Raw genomic sequence first — 20,186 nt, 5'->3', positions numbered from 1 at the left:
GGCGGGTCGCGCCCCGCGCGCCCCGCCCCTCTCCAGTTTCAAAGCATGCACACGGTTGTCTTCGGCTGGTTCGGCATCTCCGCCGTCTGGTTCCTCCTTCTCTTCTGGCGTCTCGTGCAGTCGATGCTGCCCGGCGGCGGCGGGCTCGCCGGCCGCGGCTCGATCCGTCTGTGGCTCGGCTTCACCGCAGTATTCGTCGCAAGCTGCACGCTGACGAGCCCGCTGTCCGGGCCCGACACGAACGCGCTCGGCCATGCATGCTCGGCCGGCTTCGCTCACCTGCTCGGCCCGATCGGCACGCCGGTCGCGATGGTCGTGCTGTTCTTCGCCGGCTTGCCGTGGCTGACCGGCATCGGCTGGCGGCAGTTCGCCGCGTGGGTCGACACGTCGTTCGGCGTCAAGCTGTCGCGCGACGGCGGCGACGACGACGCGCGCGGGATCGCCGACCTGCCGCGTAGCGCGCTGCATCGCGACGACGACGTCGTGCAGCCGACCACCGCGCACACCGTCAACTCGATGGCGCCGCGCCAGAACGGCCGGTATTCGCGCCCGACGGTGTGGAAACCCGATCCGCAGGCGCGACCGAAGCCGCGCAGCAAGACGCCGCCCCGCCCCCTTGCCGAGCCCGTCGCGCCGTCGGGCTGGCTGAAGCCGACCGCACCGCAGCGCACGCCGGCGACGCCCGCGCCGATCCCGGCCAGCGCGATGCCGCCGCCGACTACCGGCAGCACCGCCAGCCTCGCGCGCGCCGCGGCGAACGCGCAAGTGCCGCGCCCCGCGCCCGCTCCGCTTCCGGTCGGATTCGAACCCGTCCGGCCGCGTCCGACCGCCGCGCGGCCGGCCACCGCCACGCTGACGCAGACGGCGCCGCGCGCCACGGTCACGCCGCGACCGGCCGGTACGCAGCCGCAGCGTGCGCCGGTGCGCCCGGTCGCGGGATCGGCGGCAGCCGGTCTGACGCCGGACGCGGCACGACGCCGCCAGGCGCCGCCGGCGCCGGCGCGCGCGCCGCTCTATGCGTGGACCGAGAAGCCGGCCGCGCCGATCACGCCGGCGCCGAGCGTTCACGACACGCTGCGCTCGATCGAGGCCAGCACCGCGCAATGGGCGTCGCTCGGCGGCGCGCCGGCCGATGCCACGCACGCGGCGGCGGCAGCCGTTGCCGTGGCCGGCGTAGCCGCGGCAGCTGGCAGCACGGCCGCGCCGGCATCGGCGGCCGCGTCGAACGCGTTCGTCCCCGCGGCGCACGACATCGCAGCCCGGGACGCCAATGGCCCGGCCGAACACGATGCCGCGCCCGCTTACGACGACGGCGCGCCGATCGTGCTCGACGCCTTCATGCCGGCGGAATCCGGCATCGCGCAGGCTTCGGGTGTCGATTCGTCCACCCCGGCGTCCGACGACGCAACACAGCCCGCGCGACCGGATACCAGCATCGACGATCGCGCATTTGCGCATCACGCCGACGACGAAATCCGTCGCGTCGACGATGCGGCCGCCGCGCCGGCATTCGGGTTCGCAGCCGCGCCGTCGTTCGACGCCCCCATCGACGTCGCGCCTTGGGAAGATGTCGTCAGCCGGCCGGTTTCCGCGCTCGACGTGTCGACCGACAACCCGACTGCCGAGTCGCCGGCACATACCGCGGAATCGATATCCGCTCATTCGGCGTTCGCACAAGCAGGCAATGCAGCGGTTCGCGACCTCGGCACCGGCAAGCCGACCGGGTCGGTCGATATTGACGACAAGGACGACGCACGATCGGCGCCTGCAATCGATCGCGTTGCACCGGCCTACCTGCGTCAACCGGCTGCCGATGCGCACGCCGACGTGAAGCCGCCGGCCGACGGCATCGTTCCGTTCGCTGCCCTGCCCTCTTCGTCGATTGCGGCAACGTCCGCACCGGCCGTATCGAATCCCGCACCGGAAGCCGGCAAGCCGGTCGAGCCGGAGCCTGCTGCACCGCTGTCGGCCATCGCTCAACGCGCGACGCCCGCCCCCACGTATTGGACACCTTCGTCGGCGCAGCCCACCCCGACACAGACGACCGTCTCCGCCGAATTGCCGACATCACCGGCGGTTCAGCCGTTTGCCGCGGCATCGACAGCGTCGGCCGTCGCTGCATCGCCGCTGGCCGGCACGGCTCATGGTTCGACCGCACAAGCGTCCGCACCGGCTTCCGCATCGAGCATCGCGCCCGTCGTCGCCGCCGTTGCACCGGTCGGCGTAACCGGCACGGCGTCCGCTTCGCCGTCGCAACCGGCCGCATCGGCACCGCCCGTTACTTCCGCCGCGTCGGCGGCGCCGGCCGGTGTCGCGGGCATGACTTACGGTTCGCTCTCCCGCGCTTCGACGCCCGCATCGACCGATGCGCCCGCCGTGACGCCATCGGCGACCGGCGCATCGGGTTCGACGTTCGGTTCGACCGAGCAGGCGCCCGCCACCGCGACACCCGCGACTTTCACGTCAGCGCCCGTCACTGCACCGTCGTCCGCGTCGGGATCGGCCTTTCCGGTCGACACGGCAACCCCGTCGACCGGCACGACGATCTTCGCTACATCCGGCTCATCGGGCACGGTCGCGCCGCAGCCGGCCGTCAGCCTGCCCGTGTCGCCAACCGCGTCCGCCCCGGCGTCACCGTCCTTCAGCGTGATCTCGCCGACGACCACGGCCGCCGCCGCTCCGGCTCACCCGATCGCAGGCTCGCCTGCCGGTGCGGCCGGATCGCCGATGTCGATCGGTGCAACCGCTGCGACGCAGGCTCCGGCGATCGCGTCCGTCCCCCTGGCAGTCGCAGCCCAGACGTTCACGACACCGCCCGCCCCTGCCGCGTCGTCGGCAAGCTGGTCGATGTTGCATGACGTGAGCGCAACGCCGGCCGCGACACCGCACGCGACACCCATCCCCGGCGCGAACCTCTCGCCCATGCCGGCAGCCGCGGTTTCCGCGCCGACATCGCCCGCTACCCCGTCGACTGGCGCACCGGCCACCGAAGCCATCGAGGCAGCCGAACCGGCCCCGGTCGCCCCCGCCCGCCCGCCGCACCCGAACGCGTTCGAATTCCACGCACCCGCGTCGTTCAACGTCGAACTGCCGACGCTCGACCTGCTCGAGCCCGCATCCGACGACGTCGAAACGATCACCGAGGAACACCTCGCGCAAACCGCGCAGGTGATCGAACAGCGGCTGCAGGAATTCAAGGTGCCGGTGACGGTGGTCGGCGCATCGGCCGGCCCCGTGATCACGCGCTTCGAGATCGAACCCGCGCTCGGCGTGCGCGGCAGCCAGATCGTCGGGCTGATGAAGGACCTGTCGCGCGGCCTCGGCCTCACGTCGATCCGCGTCGTCGAGACGATCCCCGGCAAGACCTGCATGGGCCTCGAACTGCCGAACGCGAAGCGCCAGATGATCCGCCTGTCGGAGATCCTCGAATCGCGCCAGTACCAGCATTCGCCGTCGCAACTGACGATCGCGATGGGCAAGGACATCACCGGCCACCCGGTCGTCACCGATCTCGCGAAGGCGCCGCACATGCTCGTGGCCGGCACGACGGGTTCGGGCAAGTCGGTCGCGATCAACGCGATGATCCTGTCGCTGCTGTACAAGGCGACGCCGGAAGACGTGCGGCTCATCATGATCGACCCGAAGATGCTGGAGCTGTCGGTCTACGAAGGCATCCCGCACCTGCTCGCGCCGGTCGTCACCGACATGAAGCTCGCGGCGAACGCGCTGAACTGGTGCGTCGGCGAAATGGAGAAGCGCTACCGGCTGATGTCGGCCGTCGGCGTGCGCAACCTCGCGGGCTTCAACCAGAAGATCCGCGACGCGCAAGCGAAGGAAAAGAAGATCGGCAACCCGTTCTCGCTGACGCCCCAGGACCCGGAGCCGCTGTCGAAGCTGCCGCTGATCGTCGTCGTGATCGACGAGCTGGCCGACCTGATGATGGTGGCCGGCAAGAAGATCGAGGAGCTGATCGCCCGCCTCGCGCAGAAGGCGCGCGCGGCCGGCATCCACCTGATCCTCGCGACCCAGCGGCCGTCCGTCGACGTGATCACCGGCCTCATCAAGGCGAACATTCCGACGCGCGTCGCGTTCCAGGTGTCGTCGAAGATCGATTCGCGCACGATCCTCGACCAGATGGGCGCGGAGTCGCTGCTCGGGATGGGCGACATGCTGTTCCTGCCGCCGGGCACCGGTTATCCGCAGCGCGTGCACGGCGCGTTCGTCGCCGACGAGGAAGTGCACCGGATCGTCGAGTACCTGAAGCAGTTCGGCGAGCCGCAGTACGAGGAAGGGATTCTCGACGGCCCGGCCGCCGACGGCGCGACGCAGGACCTGTTCGGCGATGCGCCGGATGCGGAAGCCGATCCGCTGTACGACGAAGCCGTCGCGTTCGTCGTGCGCACGCGGCGCGCGTCGATCTCGTCGGTGCAGCGGCAGTTGCGCATCGGCTACAACCGCGCGGCACGCCTCGTCGAGCAGATGGAAGCGGCCGGCCTCGTGTCGGCGATGGGCATCAACGGCAGCCGCGAGGTGCTCGTGCCGGCCGCGGCCGACTGACGCTAGCGGCCCGCCGGCCGCGCGATTCATCGATACGGGCGCGCCGCGCAACCGGCCGCCCGCAACATAGGCGCTGCCTCGGCAGCGCCTTTTTCATTTACTGCACCGGCACCAGCTTGAAATCGACCGGCTTGCCGACCGCGACCTTCTGCGGATTCGCGCCGAGCTGCCCCGTTTCGACATCGCGACTGAACACGTAGAACGTGTCGCTGTCCTGGTTGCCGACGATCAGCCACTTGCCGGTCGGATCGATCAGGAACTCGCGCGGCGTCTTGCCGAGGCTCGACTGGCGGCCGACGTGCTTGAGCCGGCCGTCCGCCTTGTTCACCGCGTAGATCACGAGGTCGTTCGCGTCGCCGCGGTTGCTCACGTACAGGAAGCGCCCGTCCGGCGACAGGTGGATCGCGCCGCCGCCGACCTTGCCCTTGAAGCCCGGCGCCGTCATCGGCACCGTCTCGATCGGCGTCAGCTTGCCGTCGTGATAGCCGAACACCTCGACCGACGCGTTGAGTTCGCTCGTCACGTACGCGAACCGGCCGTCGGCGCCGAACACCATGTGACGCGGGCCCGAGCCGGCCTTCACCGGCGTGTAGCGCGTGTCGGTCGGGCTGATCAGCCCGCGACTGCCGTCCACCGTGTAGCGGTAACCGTAGATCTTGTCCGCGCCGAGATCCTGCACGAACAGGTAGCGGCCATCCGGCGAAAACACCGTCGAATGCACGTGCGCGCCGTCCTGGCGGCCCTTCACCGGCCCGGTACCTTCGTGGTGGACGGTCAGCACGGCCTGCCCGACCGCGCCGTCGTCGCGCAGCGGGAACACCGCGAAGCTGCCGCCCGGATCGGCCGCGACCGAGTAGTTGGCCGTCACGAGATACTTGCCGTCCGGCGACAGCGCGAGATAGCAAGGATCGTTCCCTTCCGACGATACGCGGTCGATGAAGCTCAGCGCGCCCGTCTTCGCGTCGAAGCGAAATGCGCTGACGCCGCCGCGCTGCGTCGCCGGCCCGTCGTCGCCGGGCAGTTCGTTGACGGCGTAGACGGTGCGACCGTCGCGGCTCGGCAACAGATACGACGGATTCACGGTCTTCGCCGACGACACCGGCGCGACGCTGCCGGTCTTGGTATCGAAGCGGTAAACGTAGATCCCGTCGCTGCCGCCGCCCGTATAGGTGCCGACGAGCAGGTTGTAGACGCCGTCGGCCGGGGCGGACGATTGCTGCGCGAATGCGTGGGTCGCGGACAGGGAAAGCACGATCGCGAAACCTTTCATCCAGTGAGCGAGCCTAAGCGGGAACCCTCGTGTCGAAGCGCGTGCGTCACGCTCGCGTAAACGGTTGGGCATTGAATCCTCCTTGCGTCGAGTCGCTTCAAGTGTTGAGATAGGACGAAACGCCGGCCGTCATGCGCTCCGCCGCCCGGCCGAGTATACGGGGCGCGGCGCCCGGGCGTGAAGTCCGGGCCGCCGACGTCCGCATTGTGAACTCGAATACCCAAGGAACGCCTGCCCATGCCTGCCCTGATCGAAGACTACGCCCTCGTCGGCGACGGCCACACGGCCGCGCTGATCGCAAAAGACGGCTCCGTCGACTGGCTGTGCTGGCCCCGCTTCGATTCGGGCGCCTGCTTCGCGGCGCTGCTCGGCACGCCCGAGCACGGCCGCTGGCTGCTTGCTCCGGCCGCCGACGCCGCGATCACGCACACGACCCGCCGCTATCGCGGCGACACGCTGATTCTCGAAACCGATTACGAAAGCGCCGACGGCGCCGTCACCGTGATCGACTTCATGCCGCCCGGCAACGGCTGGTCCGAACTGGTGCGGATCGTCGTCGGCCGCCACGGCACGATGAAGATGCGCATGGAGCTCGTGTTGCGCTTCGACTACGGTTTCTCGATTCCGTGGGTCACGCAACTGACCCGCGAGGACGGCATGAAGGCCATCGCCGGCCCCGATACCGTCGTGCTGCGCACGCCGGTGCCGCTCACCGGCAAGAACCTCCATACGCTCGCGGAATTCACGGTGAGCGCCGACGAGCGCGTGCCGTTCTCGCTCGGCTACGCGGCATCGCACATGCGGCTGCCGCCGGCGCGCGACCCGCTGTCGATGCTCGCGCGCACCGAGAACTACTGGCTCGAATGGTCGGGACGCTGCCAGGTGCAGGGCCGCTACGCGGCCGCCGTGCGCCGCTCGCTGATCACGCTGAAGGCGCTCGCGTACGAACCGACCGGCGGCATCGTCGCCGCGCCGACCACGTCGCTGCCGGAAAAGATCGGCGGCAGCCGCAACTGGGACTACCGCTATTGCTGGCTGCGCGACGCGACGATCACGCTGCTCGCGCTGATGCGCGGCGGCTACTACGACGAGGCGCGCGCGTGGCGCACGTGGCTCGGCCGCGTGATGGCCGGCTCGCCCGAGCAGATCCAGATCATGTACGGGATCGCCGGCGAGCGCCGGCTGCCGGAAATGGAGCTCGACTGGCTGCCCGGCTACCAGGATTCGAAGCCGGTGCGCGTCGGCAACGGCGCCGCGAACCAGCTCCAGCTCGACGTGTTCGGCGAGGTGATGGCCGCGCTGCACCTCGCGCGCGTGGGCGGCCTGCAGGCCGACGATACGGTCTGGTCCGTGCAGTGCGCGCTGCTCGACCACCTCGAGAAGATCTGGGAGGAGCCCGACGAAGGCATCTGGGAAACGCGCGGCGGCCGCCGTCATTTCACGTTCTCGAAGGTGATGGCGTGGGTCGCGTTCGACCGAGCGATCAAGTCGGCGGAAATGTTCCGGCTGCCCGGCTCGCTCGACCGCTGGCGCGCGCTGCGCGAGCGGATCCATGCGGACGTCTGCGCCAACGCGTGGCACGAAGGCAAGCAGGCGTTCGCGCAGAGCTACGGCAGCGACGAGCTCGACGCGAGCGTGCTGCTGCTGCCGCAGCTCGGCTTCCTGCCGCCCGAAGACCCGCGCATCGTCGGCACGGTCGACGCGATCGAACGGGAATTGCTGCACGACGGGCTCGTGATGCGCTACCGCACGACCGAATACGACGACGGCCTGCCGCCGGGCGAGGGCACGTTTCTCGCGTGCAGCTTCTGGCTGGTCGACAGCTACGCGCTGCTCGGCCGGATCGACGACGCGCATCGGCTCTTCAGCCGCCTGCTCGCGCTGTCGAACGACCTGGGGCTGCTCGCGGAGGAATACGACCCGGTGGCCGGGCGGCTCGTCGGCAATTTCCCGCAGGCGTTCTCGCACGTGGCGCTCGTGCATACCGCGATGAACCTGATGCACCACGAAGACGCGATGGCGCGCGCGGCCGGCCAGCCCGCGCCGGCCGTGGCGACCGGGCGCTGAGCGGCGCCGCGCGCCGTTGTTCATAGATCGTCAAATCGCAAAATTTTGATGAAAAAACCGGGAAATGTTGCATTGCACAACCGATCGTTGTCCGATATGATCGACGAGATTGTCCGGCTGCAATGCAACGTGGCCGGCCGCCGACCCACACGGCACGCCGCGACGCCCCACGCCGCCCTTGCGCACCGTCCCCCCACGCGGGAGTAGCCTGCATGCTTTACCAACTGCACGAATTCCAGCGGGCGATGCTCAGCCCGCTCACGGCCTGGGCCCAGGCCGCCTCGAAGTCGTTCGCGAATCCGTCCAGCCCGTTCTCGCTGATTCCCGGCGCACCGCGAATGGCGGCCGCCTATGAGTTGATGTATCGGCTCGGCAAGGATTACGAAAAGCCGGAATTCAACATCCATCAGATCGTCAAGGACGGCCACAACATTCCGATCGTCGAGCAGACGATCGTCGAGAAGCCGTTCTGCCGGCTGCTGCGCTTCAAGCGCTATTCGGACGATGCCGACGCCGTCACGCAACTGAAGGACGAGCCGGTCGTGCTGGTCTGCGCGCCGCTGTCGGGCCACCACTCGACGCTGCTGCGCGACACGGTGCGCACGCTGCTGCAGGATCACAAGGTCTACATCACCGACTGGATCGACGCGCGGATGGTGCCGATCGAGACGGGCCCGTTCCATCTGCACGACTACATCGCGTACATCCAGGAATTCATCCGTCACATCGGCGCGCGCAACCTGCACGTGATCTCGGTATGCCAGCCGACGGTGCCGGTGCTCGCGGCGATTTCGCTGATGGCGAGCCGCGGCGAGGACACGCCGCTCACGATGACGATGATGGGCGGCCCGATCGACGCGCGCCGCAGCCCGACTTCCGTGAACTCGCTCGCGACGCAGCACTCGACCGCGTGGTTCGAAAACAACGTGATCCACACGGTGCCCGCGAACTATCCGGGCGAGGGCCGCCAGGTGTATCCGGGCTTCCTGCAGCACACGGGCTTCGTCGCGATGAACCCGGAGCGGCACGCGCAATCGCACTGGGATTTCTACCAGAGCCTGCTGCGCGGCGACGAGGACGATGCCGAAGCGCACCGCCGCTTCTACGACGAGTACAACGCGGTGCTCGACATGGCCGCCGAGTATTACCTCGAGACGATCCGCGTCGTGTTCCAGGAATTCCGGCTCGCGGAAGGCACGTGGGACGTCGAAGGCGAGCGCGTGCGTCCGCAGGACATCAAGCACACCGCGCTGATGACGATCGAGGGCGAACTCGACGACATCTCGGGCAGCGGCCAGACGCACGTCGCGCACGAGCTGTGCACCGGCATCCCGCAAGACGATCGCCGCAGCCTGACCGCCGAGAAGTGCGGCCACTACGGGATCTTCTCGGGCCGCCGCTGGCGCACGATCATTTATCCGCAACTGCGCGACTTCATCCGCGAGCATGCGCCGGAACCGAAGAACGGCGCGACGAAGCTGCCCGTCGATGCCCAGGATGCGACCACGATCGGCGTCGTGCCGGCCGCCAAGCCCCAGCCGGAAACGACGGCGCGGGTCACCGCCGCGAAACGCGCACGCGCGAAGGCGCCGGCCGTGACGGTCGCGCCCGCCAGGACGCCCGCCGCGAAGGCCGCGCCCGCCGCGAAACGCACGGCTGGCACCCCGCGCGCAAAAACCGTGCGGGCCCGCAAGGCCGCCTGACGCCTGACGCGCCGCGCTCCGACGCAAAAACGCCGCCGTGGCCTGCGCCCGGCGGCGTTTTTTTATCCGGCCGCGGCCGCGAGCGGGCGGCTCGTCGGCTCGTCCGTTGGTCGCGTCAGCGCCGCAGCAGATACGCGAGCAGCACCTCGGTGTTCATCCGGACCATCTCGGCGCGCTCGTCGGTGTCGGTGAAGTCCTGGCCGAGCGTCGCGGCGAGCGTGAAGCGGTTCGACACGATGTAGTAGCCGAGCCCCGACAGCGTCACGTAGAAGCGCAGCGGATCGACGTCGCCGCGGAACAGCCCGGCCTTCTGGCCGCGCATCAGCACGTTGCCGAGCTTCGCGACGATCGGCGACATCATCTCGCGGATCCGCGTCGACTTGTGCAGATAGCGCGCTTCGTGCAGGTTCTCGTTGTTGATGAGCCTGAGCAGCTCCGGATGGTCGCGGTAGTAGTCCCAAACGAAATGCGCGAGCCGCGTGACGGCTTCGACCGGCGCGACGCCGTCGAGATCCAGCACGCGCTCGGCCTCGGTCAGCGCGGAGAACGCGTGTTCGAGCACCGCCGTGAAGAGCTGCTCCTTGCTGCCGAAGTAGTAATAGAGCATGCGCTCGTTCGTTTCGGCCCGGCGCGCGATCTGATCGACGCGCGCGCCGAACAGCCCTCCATTCGCGAACTCTTCGGCTGCCGCCATCAGGATGCGGCGGCGCGTACCTTCAGGATCTCTTTTGATTTTCGGCTGATTCATGGTGGCGTTTTGCTATGTGAGCCGCTTGATCCGGACCGGCACCCCCACCGCCTCGGCGCCGGCCGCCCTGGAACGGGCGCGCCGCGGACGGCCGCCCTCCTGCTGAGCCCCTGCAAAAAAGCGGTTCGATTATGCGCATAGACGGCGTCCAGCGCAATGCGGGAAATCGGCGATAATCGAGCTTTGGCAAACCTTTCCGGCCGCACCCGACGCGGCCGAGAGCCATTCGGCGCTGCCGCGCCCGCCGTTACCGTGACCGACTCCAAAACACTCGCGGATCGCATCGAAGATCTGCTTCCCCAGACGCAATGCACGAAGTGCGGCTATGACGGCTGCCGTCCGTACGCCGAGGCGATCGCCGCCGGCGACGCGAACTACAACCAGTGCCCGCCCGGCGGCGCCGAAGGCATCGCGCGTCTCGCGAGCCTGCTCGGCAAGCCGGTGATTCCGCTGAACCCCGTCAACGGCAGCGAGCATCCGCGCGCGGTCGCGTTCATCGACGAAAACCTGTGCATCGGCTGCACGCTGTGCATGCAGGCGTGCCCGGTCGATGCGATCGTCGGCGCGCCGAAGCAGATGCACACGATCGTCGCGTCGCTGTGCACGGGCTGCGACCTGTGCGTGCCGCCGTGCCCGGTCGACTGCATCGCGATGCTGCCGGTGACCGGCGATCGCACGGGCTGGGATGCGTGGTCGCAGGAACAGGCGGACGCCGCGCGCGAACGCCACGACCTGCGGCTCGCGCGCCAGCGCCGCGAGCGCGAGGCCGCCGAAGCGCGCGCCGCTGCCCGCCGCGCGGCCAGCGCCGCAAAGCCGGCCGCGGAACCCGCCGCCGCGCGGCCGGATGCGCCGGCCGCCGCGCCGGCCGCCGACGACGCCGAAGCGAAGAAACGCGCGATCATCGCCGCCGCGCTCGAACGCGCGCGCAAGAAGAAGGAAGAACTGTCCGGGCAAGGCGCCGGGCCGAAGAACACCGAAGGCGTGAGCGCGGCCGTCCAGGCGCAGATCGACGCGGCCGAGGCCCGTCGCAAGCGGCTCGCCGAGCAGCAAGCGCAGCGCGACGCAGAGGCGGCATCGGGCAGCCGCGGCAACGACGACGACAACGACGCAGGTAACGACGATCCGGACAGCCCGTCCGCGCCGCCCGACCAGAACGCTCCATGAACGCCAGCAAACGACGCGCGATCTACGAAACGCTGCAGAGCCTCAATCCGCATCCGACCACCGAGCTCGAATACTCGACGCCGTTCGAACTGCTGATCGCCGTGATGCTGTCCGCGCAGGCGACCGACGTGTCGGTCAACAAGGCGATGCGGAAAATGTTTCCGGTCGCGAACACGCCGCGACAAATCGTCGCACTTGGCGAGGAAGGCGTCACCGAGTACATCAAGACGATCGGCCTCTATCGCACCAAGGCAAAGAACGTGGTCGCGACGTGCCGGATCCTGCTCGAGCGCTACGACGGCGAGGTGCCGGCCGATCGCGAAGCGCTCGAAGGCCTGCCGGGCGTCGGCCGCAAGACCGCGAACGTCGTGCTGAACACCGCGTTCGGCCAGCCGACGATCGCGGTCGACACGCATATCTTCCGCGTCGCGAATCGCACCGGGCTCGCGCCGGGCAAGGACGTGCGGGCCGTCGAGGCCGCCCTCGAAAAGTTCACGCCGAAGGAATTCCTGCAGGATGCGCATCACTGGCTGATCCTGCACGGGCGCTACGTGTGCAAGGCGCGGCGGCCCGAATGCTGGCACTGCGCGATCGAACCGCTGTGCGAATTCCGGCCGAAGACGCCGCCGCCCAACGAATAAGCGCACGCCGCGCAGGCGGGGCTCCGTACACGCCATCGCGACGCCCGCGCCCTTTCCCGGCTAGGCGTTGGACGTCGCCGTCGCGTCGTCGGCGGCCGCGCCGCCCGCGCGCACGAGCGCCAGCACGGCCGCCAGAATCGCGACGCCGCCCGCCCACTGCAGCGGCGACAACGCCTCCCCGAACAGCAGTGCCGCGAGCGCGACCGTCACGACCGGTTCGAGCGTCGACAGCATCGACGTGCGCGCGGCCCCGAGCCGCTCGAGCCCCGAGAAGAACGCGAGCATGGCCGCGACCGTCGATACGAGCGCGATCGCGAGCATCGACGCCCAGCCGCCGGCCGTCGCAGGCCAGCGCGGCGGCGCGCCGAACGCCGCCGTGCGCACGACGGCGATCGCGACGAGCGTCGCGGTGGCCGACAGGCAGATGATCGCGGTGGTCGCGAGCGGATCGACGCCGCGCGTCGCCTTGGTGCCGCCGACGATGTACAGCGAGTAGATCACCGCGGCCGCTAGCGCGAGCGCGATCCCGAGCGGCTCGCCGTGCCCGCCGCCGACCATCAGCGCCGAACCCGCGACGCACAACACCAGCGCGACGGCCTTCGCCCGCGTCAGGCGCTCGCCGAGCCACCACGCGGCCAGCAGCGTGACGAACGCCGGATACAGGTACAGCAGCAGCGCGACGAGGCTCGCCTGCGCGTGCTGCAGCGCGCTGAAATAGCAGAACGACTGCCCGACGTAGCCGAACGCGCCCATCGCCACCAGCGGCGCGAGCGTTCGCCCCCGTGGCCATGCGACGCGGCGGTGCCGCGCGATCGCGGCGAGCACCGCGCCGCCGATCGCGAAGCGCACGATCAGCAATCCGAGCACGTCGACGCCGGCCGCATACGCGTAGCGGCCGAAAATCGCCATCGCGCCGAACGCGGCGGCGGACAACGCGACATAGAGCGCGCCCTGCAGGGCGGCAGACGAGGAGCGGGCGGTGGCGGCCATGACGGAACGGATGAGAACGGCGCGGTGAAGGGAATCGTCGGAGTTTAGCGGCGCGACGGCGGCAAGCCTAGGGTCCGTTCACGCTTACCCGTTTCTCCGATCCGGTACGGAGCGGCCGCAACTGGCTGCGGATTCAACCGGCCATCGCCGCGCACCCGCACCGCCACGCAGTTCGCCCCTACCGCGTGCCGCCTCACCGCCAGGCCGTCTTCAGCGCCGCACGCCGCTCCGGCGTACAATGCGCGATGCGGCATGACGCCGCCCGAATCACGACGTTTCCCCACCATGTTCAATCCAAGCCGCGACGAAGTGCGTCGCTTTTTCACCGAGACCTGGCGCAAGCAGCGCGCGGGCGAAATCCTGACGCCGCTGGAAGCGATCGCAGCCGACTGGATCGTCGAGCATCCCGAATACCACGACGAACTGGCCGACGCCGACGGCGCGGCCGCGCGCGACTACACGCCCGAGGAAGGCCGCACGAACCCGTTCCTGCACCTGTCGATGCACCTCGCGATCAGCGAGCAGTTGTCGATCGACCAGCCGCCCGGCATCCGCGCCGCGCACGACAAGCTGGCCGCGAAGCTCGACTCGACCCACGACGCGCAGCACGCGATCATGGAATGCCTCGGCGAGACGATCTGGGAAGCGCAGCGCACGAACACGCCGCCCGATACCGACGCGTACCTGCAGCGCATCCTGCGCCGCGCGTCGCGCGACTGAGCGTGCGGGCCGGCACATCGACCCGCGCCGGCCCGCGGACAAAAAAATACCCCGCCGAGGCGGGGCATCCTTGCTGCGCGAGCCCGCAAGGGCCGTCGCGCTTACTTCTTGAACACGAGGTCGGTTTCCTTCAGCGACTCGATGTAGGACGCGATGTCCTTCATGTCGCTGACCGACAGGTTCTGTACCTGCGCCTGCATGATCGCGTTGTTGCGACCGAGCAGCGGGTTCGTCAGCCCCATCTGGTACTGGCGCATCGCCCACACGAGGTAGTCGGCGTGCTGGCCGGCGAGGCGCGGGTACTCCGCGTTGATCGGCTTGTTCAGCTGCGCGCCGTGGCAGGCCGCGCAGTTGTGCGATTCGACCAGTTCCTTGCCCTTCGAGATGTCCGCGGCGTGCGCGGTACCGATCGCGAGGCCGGCCGCCAGTGCCACCGCCGCCGTCTTGAATGCGTTGTTCATGAATGCTCCTGTCCCGCCGGAGAGATCGGCGGCGCGCGCTTTACTTGTAGGGGTTGTCCTTCGTGTCGGCCTTCTGGGCGGCGTAGTACGCCGACAGATCCGCGATGTCCTGATCGGTCAGCGAACCGGCGACCGCGTTCATCGACGGGAAGTGACGATCCTTCTTGCGGTAGGCCTTCAGCGCGTTCTCGAGGTATTGCTGGTTCTGGCCGCCGAGGACAGGCACCCGGTAGACCTCCGGGTACGCCGCGCGGTAGTCCTGGATGCCGTGACAACCGATGCACATGGCGGCCTTGCTCGCCCCGTCCTTCGGGTTGCCGACCACACCGGCCGCCTGCGCGCTGCCCGCGAGCGCCACGAGCGCTGCGACAACGACGTGTTTGCCGACGAATTTGTTCATAGCTCTTGTAACCTAGCTTGAGGGGAAACTGGCGCCTAAGCGGCAACGGCCCGCGCCGTTTTGCTTATCGGATCGCCACGCAGGCCAAAAAAAACGGCCAGATTGTACCGCGCCGGCGGGGAATGCGTCCACCAGGCGCCCCGGTCCGCCTCGCCACAGCCCCGCTACGATACGCGGGCGCGGCCCAACCGCACAGCCCTTCTGACTTATACTGGGTTTTTTTCCCGAGAAAGATGAGCGCCGCCATGCGTTTCGAAGGGTCCTCGCACTACGTCGCCACCGACGATCTGAAGCTCGCGGTCAATGCCGCGCTGACGCTGCAACGCCCGCTGCTGATCAAGGGCGAGCCCGGCACCGGCAAGACCATGCTCGCCGAGGAAGTGGCCGCCGCGCTCGACATGCCGCTGCTGCAGTGGCACATCAAGTCGACCACGAAAGCGCAGCAGGGCCTGTACGAATACGACGCCGTGTCGCGGCTGCGCGACTCGCAGCTCGGCGACGAGCGCGTGAAGGACATCGCGAACTACATCGTCAAGGGCGTGCTGTGGCAGGCGTTCGACGCCGAGCACCCGAGCGTGCTGCTGATCGACGAGATCGACAAGGCCGACATCGAATTCCCGAACGACCTGCTGCGCGAGCTCGACCGGATGGAGTTCCACGTGTACGAGACGCGCGAGACGGTCCGCGCGAAGCACCGCCCGCTCGTCATCATCACGTCGAACAATGAAAAGGAGCTGCCCGACGCGTTCCTGCGCCGCTGCTTCTTCCACTACATCCAGTTCCCGGACCCGGCGACGATGCAGAAGATCGTCGCGGTGCACTTCCCCGACATCCGCGAGGAGTTGCTGCGCGCGGCGCTCGAGAGTTTCTTCGAGTTGCGCGGCGTGTCGGGCCTGAAGAAGAAGCCGTCCACATCCGAACTGCTCGACTGGCTGAAGCTGCTGCTCGCCGAGAACATCCCGGCCGACGCGCTGCGCGGCGCGGACGCGAAGCAGATCGTGCCGCCGCTCGCGGGCGCGCTGCTGAAGAACGAGCAGGATCTGAGCCTGCTCGAACGGCTCGTCTACATGAACCGGCACAACCGGTAATCCTCCCTCACCCGCGAAGGCCCGGCCATGCTGCTCAATTTCTTCTACGCGCTGCGCGCAGCCAAGCTGCCCGTCTCGGTGAAGGAATACCTGACGCTGCTCGAATCGCTGAAGGCCGGGCTGATCTCGCCGTCGATCGATGCGTTCTACTTCCTCGCGCGGATGACGCTCGTCAAGGACGAGCAGTACTTCGACAAGTTCGACCAGGCGTTCGGCGCGTATTTCCACGGCGTGTCCACGCTGCCGTCCGAGGCGTTCGACATCCCGCTCGACTGGCTCGAGAAGCGCCTCGAGCGCGAGCTGTCGCCGGAGGAGAAGGCGCAGATCGACGCGATGGGCGGGCTCGACAAGCTGATGGAGCGCTTGAAGGCGCTGCTCGACGAGCAGAAGGAACGCCACGAAGGCGGCAACAAATGGATCGGCACGGGCGGCACGTCGCCGTTCGGGCACGGCGGCTACAACCCGGAAGGCGTGCGCATCGGCGGCCCGTCGAACGGCAACCGCACCGCGGTGAAGGTGTGGGAAGCGCGCGCGTACCGCGACTACGACGATTCGGTCGAGATCGGCACGCGCAACATCAAGGTCGCGCTGCGCCGGCTGCGCCGTTTCGCGCGCGAAGGCGCGGCCGAGGAGCTCGACCTGCCCGGCACGATCCGCAGCACGGCCGCGAACGCCGGCTGGCTCGATCTGCGGATGGTGCCCGAGCGCCACAACAACGTGAAGGTGCTGATGCTGCTCGACGTCGGCGGCTCGATGGACGACCACATCAAGCGCACCGAAGAGCTGTTCTCGGCCACGAAGGCCGAATTCAAGCACCTCGAATTCTTCTACTTCCACAACTGCGTGTACGACCACCTGTGGAAGAACAACCGCCGTCGCCACTCGGAACGCACCGCGACGTGGGACGTGCTGCACAAGTTCACGCCCGACTACAAGCTGATCTTCGTCGGCGACGCGACGATGAGCCCGTACGAAGTGCTGCAGCCCGGCGGCTCGGTCGAATACAACAATCCGGAAGCCGGCGCCGTGTGGCTGCGCCGCCTCGCCGACCAGTTCCCCCATCATGCATGGCTGAACCCCGAGCCCGAGCGGCTATGGGAGTACCGCCAGTCGGTCGCGGTCATCCGCGACCTGCTCGGCCAGCGCATGTATCCGCTCACGCTCGCCGGCCTCGAAACCGCGATGCGCGCACTCAGCAAGTAACGACCCCACCCGCAGATACACCGGCCGCGTCCGAGCGGCCGCCCCGGAGATAGCATGAACCCTTCGCCCACCGCGAGCGCCGGCCGCGCCCGCGGCCGCCGCTTTTTCGCCGATACGTCCGTCTCCGCGCTCGTCGCCGGCTTCGTCGCGATGATGACCGGCTACACGAGCTCGCTCGTGCTGATGTTCCAGGCCGGCCGCGCCGCCCACCTCACCGATGCGCAGATCTCGTCCTGGATCTGGGCGCTGTCGATCGGCATGGCGCTGACGACCATCGGCCTGTCGCTGCGCTTTCGCGCACCCGTCGTCGTCGCATGGTCGACGCCCGGCGCCGCGCTCTTGATCGCGTCGCTGCCGGGCGTGCCCTACCCCGAGGCGATCGGCGCGTTCGTCGTATGCGCGCTGCTGCTGACGGCCGTCGGCGTCAGCGGGCTGTTCGACACGCTGATGAAGCGCATTCCGGCCGGCATCGCGGCCGCGCTGCTCGCGGGCATCCTGTTCGAGATCGGCATCGAGATCTTCCGCGCCGCGCAATTCCAGACCGCGCTCGTGCTCGCGATGTTCTTCACCTATCTGATCGTGAAGCGGCTCGCGCCGCGCTATGCGATCGTCACGACGCTGATCGTCGGCACGGCGGCGGCCGGCGGCCTCGGCCTGCTCGACTTCAGCCATTTCCGCATCGCGCTCGCGCAGCCCGTCTTCACGATGCCCGCGTTCTCGATCGCGTCGATCGTCAGCATCGGCATTCCGCTGTTCGTCGTCGCGATGGCGTCGCAGAACGTGCCGGGCATCGCGGTGTTGCGCGCGGACGGCTATCCGACGCCGTCGTCGCCGCTGATCGCGACGACCGGCCTCGCGTCACTGCTGCTCGCGCCGTTCGGCTCGCACGGCGTGAATCTCGCGGCGATCACGGCCGCGATCTGCACCGGCCCCGAAGCGCACGAGGATCATGCGAAGCGCTACACGGCCGCCGTGTGGTGCGGCACGTTCTACCTGGTCGCCGGCATCTTCGGCGCCACGATCGCCGCGCTGTTCGCGGCGCTGCCGAAGGCGCTCGTGGTGTCGGTCGCGGCGCTCGCGCTGTTCGGCTCGATCATGAGCGGGCTCGCGAACGCGATGCAGGACGTGAAGCAGCGCGAAGCGGCGCTCGTCACGTTCATGGTCACCGCGTCGGGCCTCACGCTGCTGTCGATCGGCTCGGCGTTCTGGGGGCTCGTCGCGGGCGTCGTCACGCAGGTGATCCTGAACGCGCGGCGCCCCGCGTGACGCGGCTCGCCGCCCGCCGCGGCGCGCGCCCGACACGCCAAAACGTGCCCGACACGAATCGGGCCTAAAATGATGGATCGGAAGCGGCGCCCGGCGCCGCTTCGCTTCGCCGCCGCGCTCGCGCGCGGCCCGTGAGAACCCGGCGCCCCGCGCTCTTCTTCCGAATCGCCATGACTACCGCACTCGACCAGCTGAAGCAGTACACGACCGTCGTCGCCGACACGGGCGACTTCCAGCAGCTTGCGCAATACAAGCCGCAGGACGCGACCACGAACCCGTCGCTGATCCTGAAGGCCGTCCAGAAGGATGCGTACAAGCCGATCCTCGAGAAAACCGTCCGCGATCATCGCAACGAAAGCACCGATTTCATCATCGACCGCCTGCTGATCGCATTCGGCACCGAAATCCTGAAACTGATCCCCGGCCGCGTGTCGACCGAGGTCGACGCACGCCTGTCGTTCGACACGCAGCGCTCGATCGACAAGGGCCGCGAGCTCATCAAGCTGTACGAAGCCGCCGGCGTCGGCCGCGAGCGCATCCTGATCAAGCTCGCGTCGACGTGGGAAGGCATCCGCGCGGCCGAGGTGCTGCAGAAGGAAGGGATCAAGTGCAACATGACCCTGCTTTTCTCGCTCGTGCAGGCCGCCGCGTGCGCGGAAGCCGGCGCGCAACTGATTTCGCCGTTCGTCGGCCGCATCTACGACTGGTACAAGAAGCAGGCCGGCGCGGAATGGAATGAAGCGCGGGATGGCGGCGCGAACGATCCGGGCGTGCAATCGGTGCGCCGCATCTATACGTACTACAAGACGTTCGGCTACAAGACCGAAGTGATGGGCGCGAGCTTCCGCACGACGAGCCAGATCACCGAGCTTGCCGGCTGCGACCTGCTGACGATCAGTCCCGATTTGCTGCAGAAGCTGCAGGAGAGCAACGAGACGGTCGCACGCAAGCTGTCGCCGGAAACGCTGCAGGACAAGCCGGCCGAGCGCGTCGCGATCGACGAGGCGTCGTTCCGCTTCCAGCTGAACGACGAAGCGATGGCGACCGAAAAGCTCGCCGAAGGCATCCGCGTATTCGCCGCCGACGCAATGAAGCTCGAGAAGCTGATCGACGCGCTGCGCTGAGCCGCGTCGCGCGTCAGTTGCTGTCAGCACGACTGGCGGTAGCCGTCGGCACGCGCGCTGCAAACGGCCGCGAACGTGATGTTCGCGGCCGTTTTTATTTTTCATTCCATCGTCAAGCGCGCGCACTACAATCCACGTCACGGGTGCGGCGGCCGCCTCCCGATGTGCCCCTTTCCCAGTCAGTCTTGCACGACGCCAAGCCAGCGCCGACGCGCCGGCACGGCTCATCCCAGGAGACAACGATGCAAGTTCAACCGTACCTGACGTTCTACGGTCGTGCCGACGAAGCCCTTCAGTTCTACGAAAAGGCACTCGGCGCGAAAACGATGTTCAAGATGCACTTCAAGGACGCACCGCCGAATCCCGATTACCCGATGTCGCCGGAAATGAGCGACAAGGTGATGCACGCGAGCTTCACGATCGGCGACTCGATGATCATGTGCTCGGACGGCGATTGCAGCCAGCCTGCCGGCGCCGCGCACGCCGGCTATTCGCTGTCGCTGAACCCGGCGACGGTCGACGAAGGCCAGAAGCTGTTCAATGCGCTCGCCGACGGCGGCGAAGTGACGATGCCGTTCGGCAAGACGTTCTGGGCGCTCGGCTTCGGGATGGCGAAGGACCGTTTCGGCGTGCACTGGATGGTCAACGTCGAGGATCTGTCGCAGCGCGAGGATCTCGCGAAACGCGCGCAGGGCTGACGCAAATGAAACGCCCGCCACCTTGCGGTGGCGGGCGTTTTCGTTGCTGCCCGGCGCGTGCGCGGCACGCCGCCGCGCACGGCCCG

General features: G+C 68.4%; 16 protein-coding genes. 11 read left to right on the top strand and 5 right to left on the bottom strand.

Annotation, left to right across the window (positions count from 1 at the left end; all coding sequences use genetic code 11):
- The first annotated feature begins 45 nt into the window (after positions 1-45).
- A complete protein-coding gene (locus HWX09_RS29900; RefSeq protein ID WP_027785051.1) occupies positions 46-4,557 on the top strand; it encodes a DNA translocase FtsK in 4,512 nt (1,503 codons plus the stop codon).
- A 97-nt stretch (positions 4,558-4,654) separates the two neighbouring features.
- Here the strand turns inward: HWX09_RS29900 and HWX09_RS29895 are convergent, their stop codons facing one another.
- Positions 4,655-5,899: a lactonase family protein gene (locus tag HWX09_RS29895; protein WP_027785052.1), complete on the bottom strand. Its 1,245-nt coding sequence runs from the start codon at positions 5,897-5,899 to the stop codon at positions 4,655-4,657.
- A 165-nt stretch (positions 5,900-6,064) separates the two neighbouring features.
- Between HWX09_RS29895 and HWX09_RS29890 the strand changes: the two genes are divergently transcribed.
- Positions 6,065-7,894, top strand: coding sequence for a glycoside hydrolase family 15 protein (locus tag HWX09_RS29890; protein ID WP_027785053.1), 1,830 nt, complete (start codon positions 6,065-6,067; stop codon positions 7,892-7,894).
- Between the two features lie 212 nt (positions 7,895-8,106).
- Positions 8,107-9,597, top strand: a complete 1,491-nt coding sequence (gene phaZ / locus HWX09_RS29885) for a polyhydroxyalkanoate depolymerase (protein WP_027785054.1) — start codon at positions 8,107-8,109, stop codon at positions 9,595-9,597.
- A gap of 115 nt (positions 9,598-9,712) precedes the next feature.
- Here the strand turns inward: phaZ and HWX09_RS29880 are convergent, their stop codons facing one another.
- Complete coding sequence (locus HWX09_RS29880; RefSeq protein WP_027785055.1) at positions 9,713-10,345, bottom strand: TetR family transcriptional regulator; 633 nt, start codon at positions 10,343-10,345, stop codon at positions 9,713-9,715.
- Positions 10,346-10,501: 156 nt separating this feature from the next.
- Here HWX09_RS29880 and rsxB point away from each other — a divergent pair, with 156 nt between their 5' ends.
- Both rsxB and nth read left to right on the top strand, forming a co-directional pair.
- The gene (gene rsxB / locus HWX09_RS29875) at positions 10,502-11,509 is read left to right on the top strand and encodes an electron transport complex subunit RsxB (protein ID WP_027785056.1); all 1,008 of its coding nucleotides are present in this window, start codon (positions 10,502-10,504) and stop codon (positions 11,507-11,509) included.
- Positions 11,506-12,150: an endonuclease III gene (gene nth, locus HWX09_RS29870; protein ID WP_006478196.1), complete on the top strand. Its 645-nt coding sequence runs from the start codon at positions 11,506-11,508 to the stop codon at positions 12,148-12,150. Before rsxB ends, nth begins: the two co-directional genes overlap by 4 nt.
- A 60-nt stretch (positions 12,151-12,210) precedes the next feature.
- On the opposite strand, the gene HWX09_RS29865 is transcribed toward nth, so the two are convergent.
- Positions 12,211-13,140 carry a DMT family transporter gene (locus tag HWX09_RS29865; protein WP_027785057.1) on the bottom strand — a complete coding sequence of 310 codons (930 nt, stop codon included), beginning with the start codon at positions 13,138-13,140 and terminating at the stop codon, positions 12,211-12,213.
- A 285-nt stretch (positions 13,141-13,425) separates the two neighbouring features.
- Here HWX09_RS29865 and HWX09_RS29860 point away from each other — a divergent pair, with 285 nt between their 5' ends.
- Positions 13,426-13,860 (top strand): DUF1841 family protein, encoded by a 435-nt coding sequence (locus HWX09_RS29860; RefSeq protein ID WP_027785058.1) that lies wholly within the window; start codon positions 13,426-13,428, stop codon positions 13,858-13,860.
- A gap of 101 nt (positions 13,861-13,961) precedes the next feature.
- On the opposite strand, the gene HWX09_RS29855 is transcribed toward HWX09_RS29860, so the two are convergent.
- Both HWX09_RS29855 and HWX09_RS29850 read right to left on the bottom strand, forming a co-directional pair.
- Entirely contained in the window at positions 13,962-14,321 is a 360-nt protein-coding gene (locus HWX09_RS29855) for a cytochrome c (protein WP_006490657.1), read from the bottom strand.
- Between the two features lie 40 nt (positions 14,322-14,361).
- Positions 14,362-14,721, bottom strand: a complete 360-nt coding sequence (locus tag HWX09_RS29850; RefSeq protein ID WP_027785059.1) for a c-type cytochrome — start codon at positions 14,719-14,721, stop codon at positions 14,362-14,364.
- A gap of 245 nt (positions 14,722-14,966) precedes the next feature.
- On the opposite strand from HWX09_RS29850, the gene HWX09_RS29845 reads away from it, so the two are divergent.
- The 5 genes from HWX09_RS29845 to HWX09_RS29825 all read left to right on the top strand — a co-directional run bounded on the left by HWX09_RS29845 (position 14,967) and on the right by HWX09_RS29825 (position 20,100).
- Positions 14,967-15,809: a MoxR family ATPase gene (locus HWX09_RS29845; protein ID WP_027785060.1), complete on the top strand. Its 843-nt coding sequence runs from the start codon at positions 14,967-14,969 to the stop codon at positions 15,807-15,809.
- A 27-nt stretch (positions 15,810-15,836) separates the two neighbouring features.
- Entirely contained in the window at positions 15,837-17,012 is a 1,176-nt protein-coding gene (locus HWX09_RS29840; RefSeq protein ID WP_027785061.1) for a VWA domain-containing protein, read from the top strand.
- Between the two features lie 54 nt (positions 17,013-17,066).
- Positions 17,067-18,278, top strand: coding sequence for a benzoate/H(+) symporter BenE family transporter (locus HWX09_RS29835; protein ID WP_027785062.1), 1,212 nt, complete (start codon positions 17,067-17,069; stop codon positions 18,276-18,278).
- A 170-nt stretch (positions 18,279-18,448) separates the two neighbouring features.
- Positions 18,449-19,402 (top strand): transaldolase, encoded by a 954-nt coding sequence (gene tal / locus HWX09_RS29830; RefSeq protein WP_027785063.1) that lies wholly within the window; start codon positions 18,449-18,451, stop codon positions 19,400-19,402.
- 242 nt (positions 19,403-19,644) lie between these two features.
- A complete protein-coding gene (locus tag HWX09_RS29825; protein ID WP_027785064.1) occupies positions 19,645-20,100 on the top strand; it encodes a VOC family protein in 456 nt (151 codons plus the stop codon).
- Positions 20,101-20,186: the final 86 nt, after the last annotated feature.

The sequence above is a fragment of the Burkholderia sp. BCC1208 genome (assembly GCF_902833095.1).
Classification (GTDB): domain Bacteria; phylum Pseudomonadota; class Gammaproteobacteria; order Burkholderiales; family Burkholderiaceae; genus Burkholderia.
Note: the sequence above shows the minus strand (reverse complement) of the source record. Positions and strands in the feature narration are given on the sequence as shown.

Bases quoted from the DNA above. Each gene is read 5' to 3' on its own strand.
- tal (WP_027785063.1), top strand. From the start codon at position 18,449: ATGACTACCGCACTCGACCAGCTGAAGCAGTACACGACCGTCGTCGCC.
- HWX09_RS29890 (WP_027785053.1), top strand. From the start codon at position 6,065: ATGCCTGCCCTGATCGAAGACTACGCCCTCGTCGGCGACGGCCACACG.
- HWX09_RS29845 (WP_027785060.1), top strand. From the start codon at position 14,967: ATGCGTTTCGAAGGGTCCTCGCACTACGTCGCCACCGACGATCTGAAG.
- HWX09_RS29835 (WP_027785062.1), top strand. From the start codon at position 17,067: ATGAACCCTTCGCCCACCGCGAGCGCCGGCCGCGCCCGCGGCCGCCGC.
- HWX09_RS29855 (WP_006490657.1), bottom strand. From the start codon at position 14,321: ATGAACAACGCATTCAAGACGGCGGCGGTGGCACTGGCGGCCGGCCTC.
- HWX09_RS29895 (WP_027785052.1), bottom strand. From the start codon at position 5,899: ATGCCCAACCGTTTACGCGAGCGTGACGCACGCGCTTCGACACGAGGG.
- HWX09_RS29850 (WP_027785059.1), bottom strand. From the start codon at position 14,721: ATGAACAAATTCGTCGGCAAACACGTCGTTGTCGCAGCGCTCGTGGCG.
- HWX09_RS29825 (WP_027785064.1), top strand. From the start codon at position 19,645: ATGCAAGTTCAACCGTACCTGACGTTCTACGGTCGTGCCGACGAAGCC.
- HWX09_RS29900 (WP_027785051.1), top strand. From the start codon at position 46: ATGCACACGGTTGTCTTCGGCTGGTTCGGCATCTCCGCCGTCTGGTTC.
- rsxB (WP_027785056.1), top strand. From the start codon at position 10,502: ATGCGGGAAATCGGCGATAATCGAGCTTTGGCAAACCTTTCCGGCCGC.
- nth (WP_006478196.1), top strand. From the start codon at position 11,506: ATGAACGCCAGCAAACGACGCGCGATCTACGAAACGCTGCAGAGCCTC.
- HWX09_RS29840 (WP_027785061.1), top strand. From the start codon at position 15,837: ATGCTGCTCAATTTCTTCTACGCGCTGCGCGCAGCCAAGCTGCCCGTC.
- HWX09_RS29865 (WP_027785057.1), bottom strand. From the start codon at position 13,140: ATGGCCGCCACCGCCCGCTCCTCGTCTGCCGCCCTGCAGGGCGCGCTC.
- HWX09_RS29860 (WP_027785058.1), top strand. From the start codon at position 13,426: ATGTTCAATCCAAGCCGCGACGAAGTGCGTCGCTTTTTCACCGAGACC.
- HWX09_RS29880 (WP_027785055.1), bottom strand. From the start codon at position 10,345: ATGAATCAGCCGAAAATCAAAAGAGATCCTGAAGGTACGCGCCGCCGC.
- phaZ (WP_027785054.1), top strand. From the start codon at position 8,107: ATGCTTTACCAACTGCACGAATTCCAGCGGGCGATGCTCAGCCCGCTC.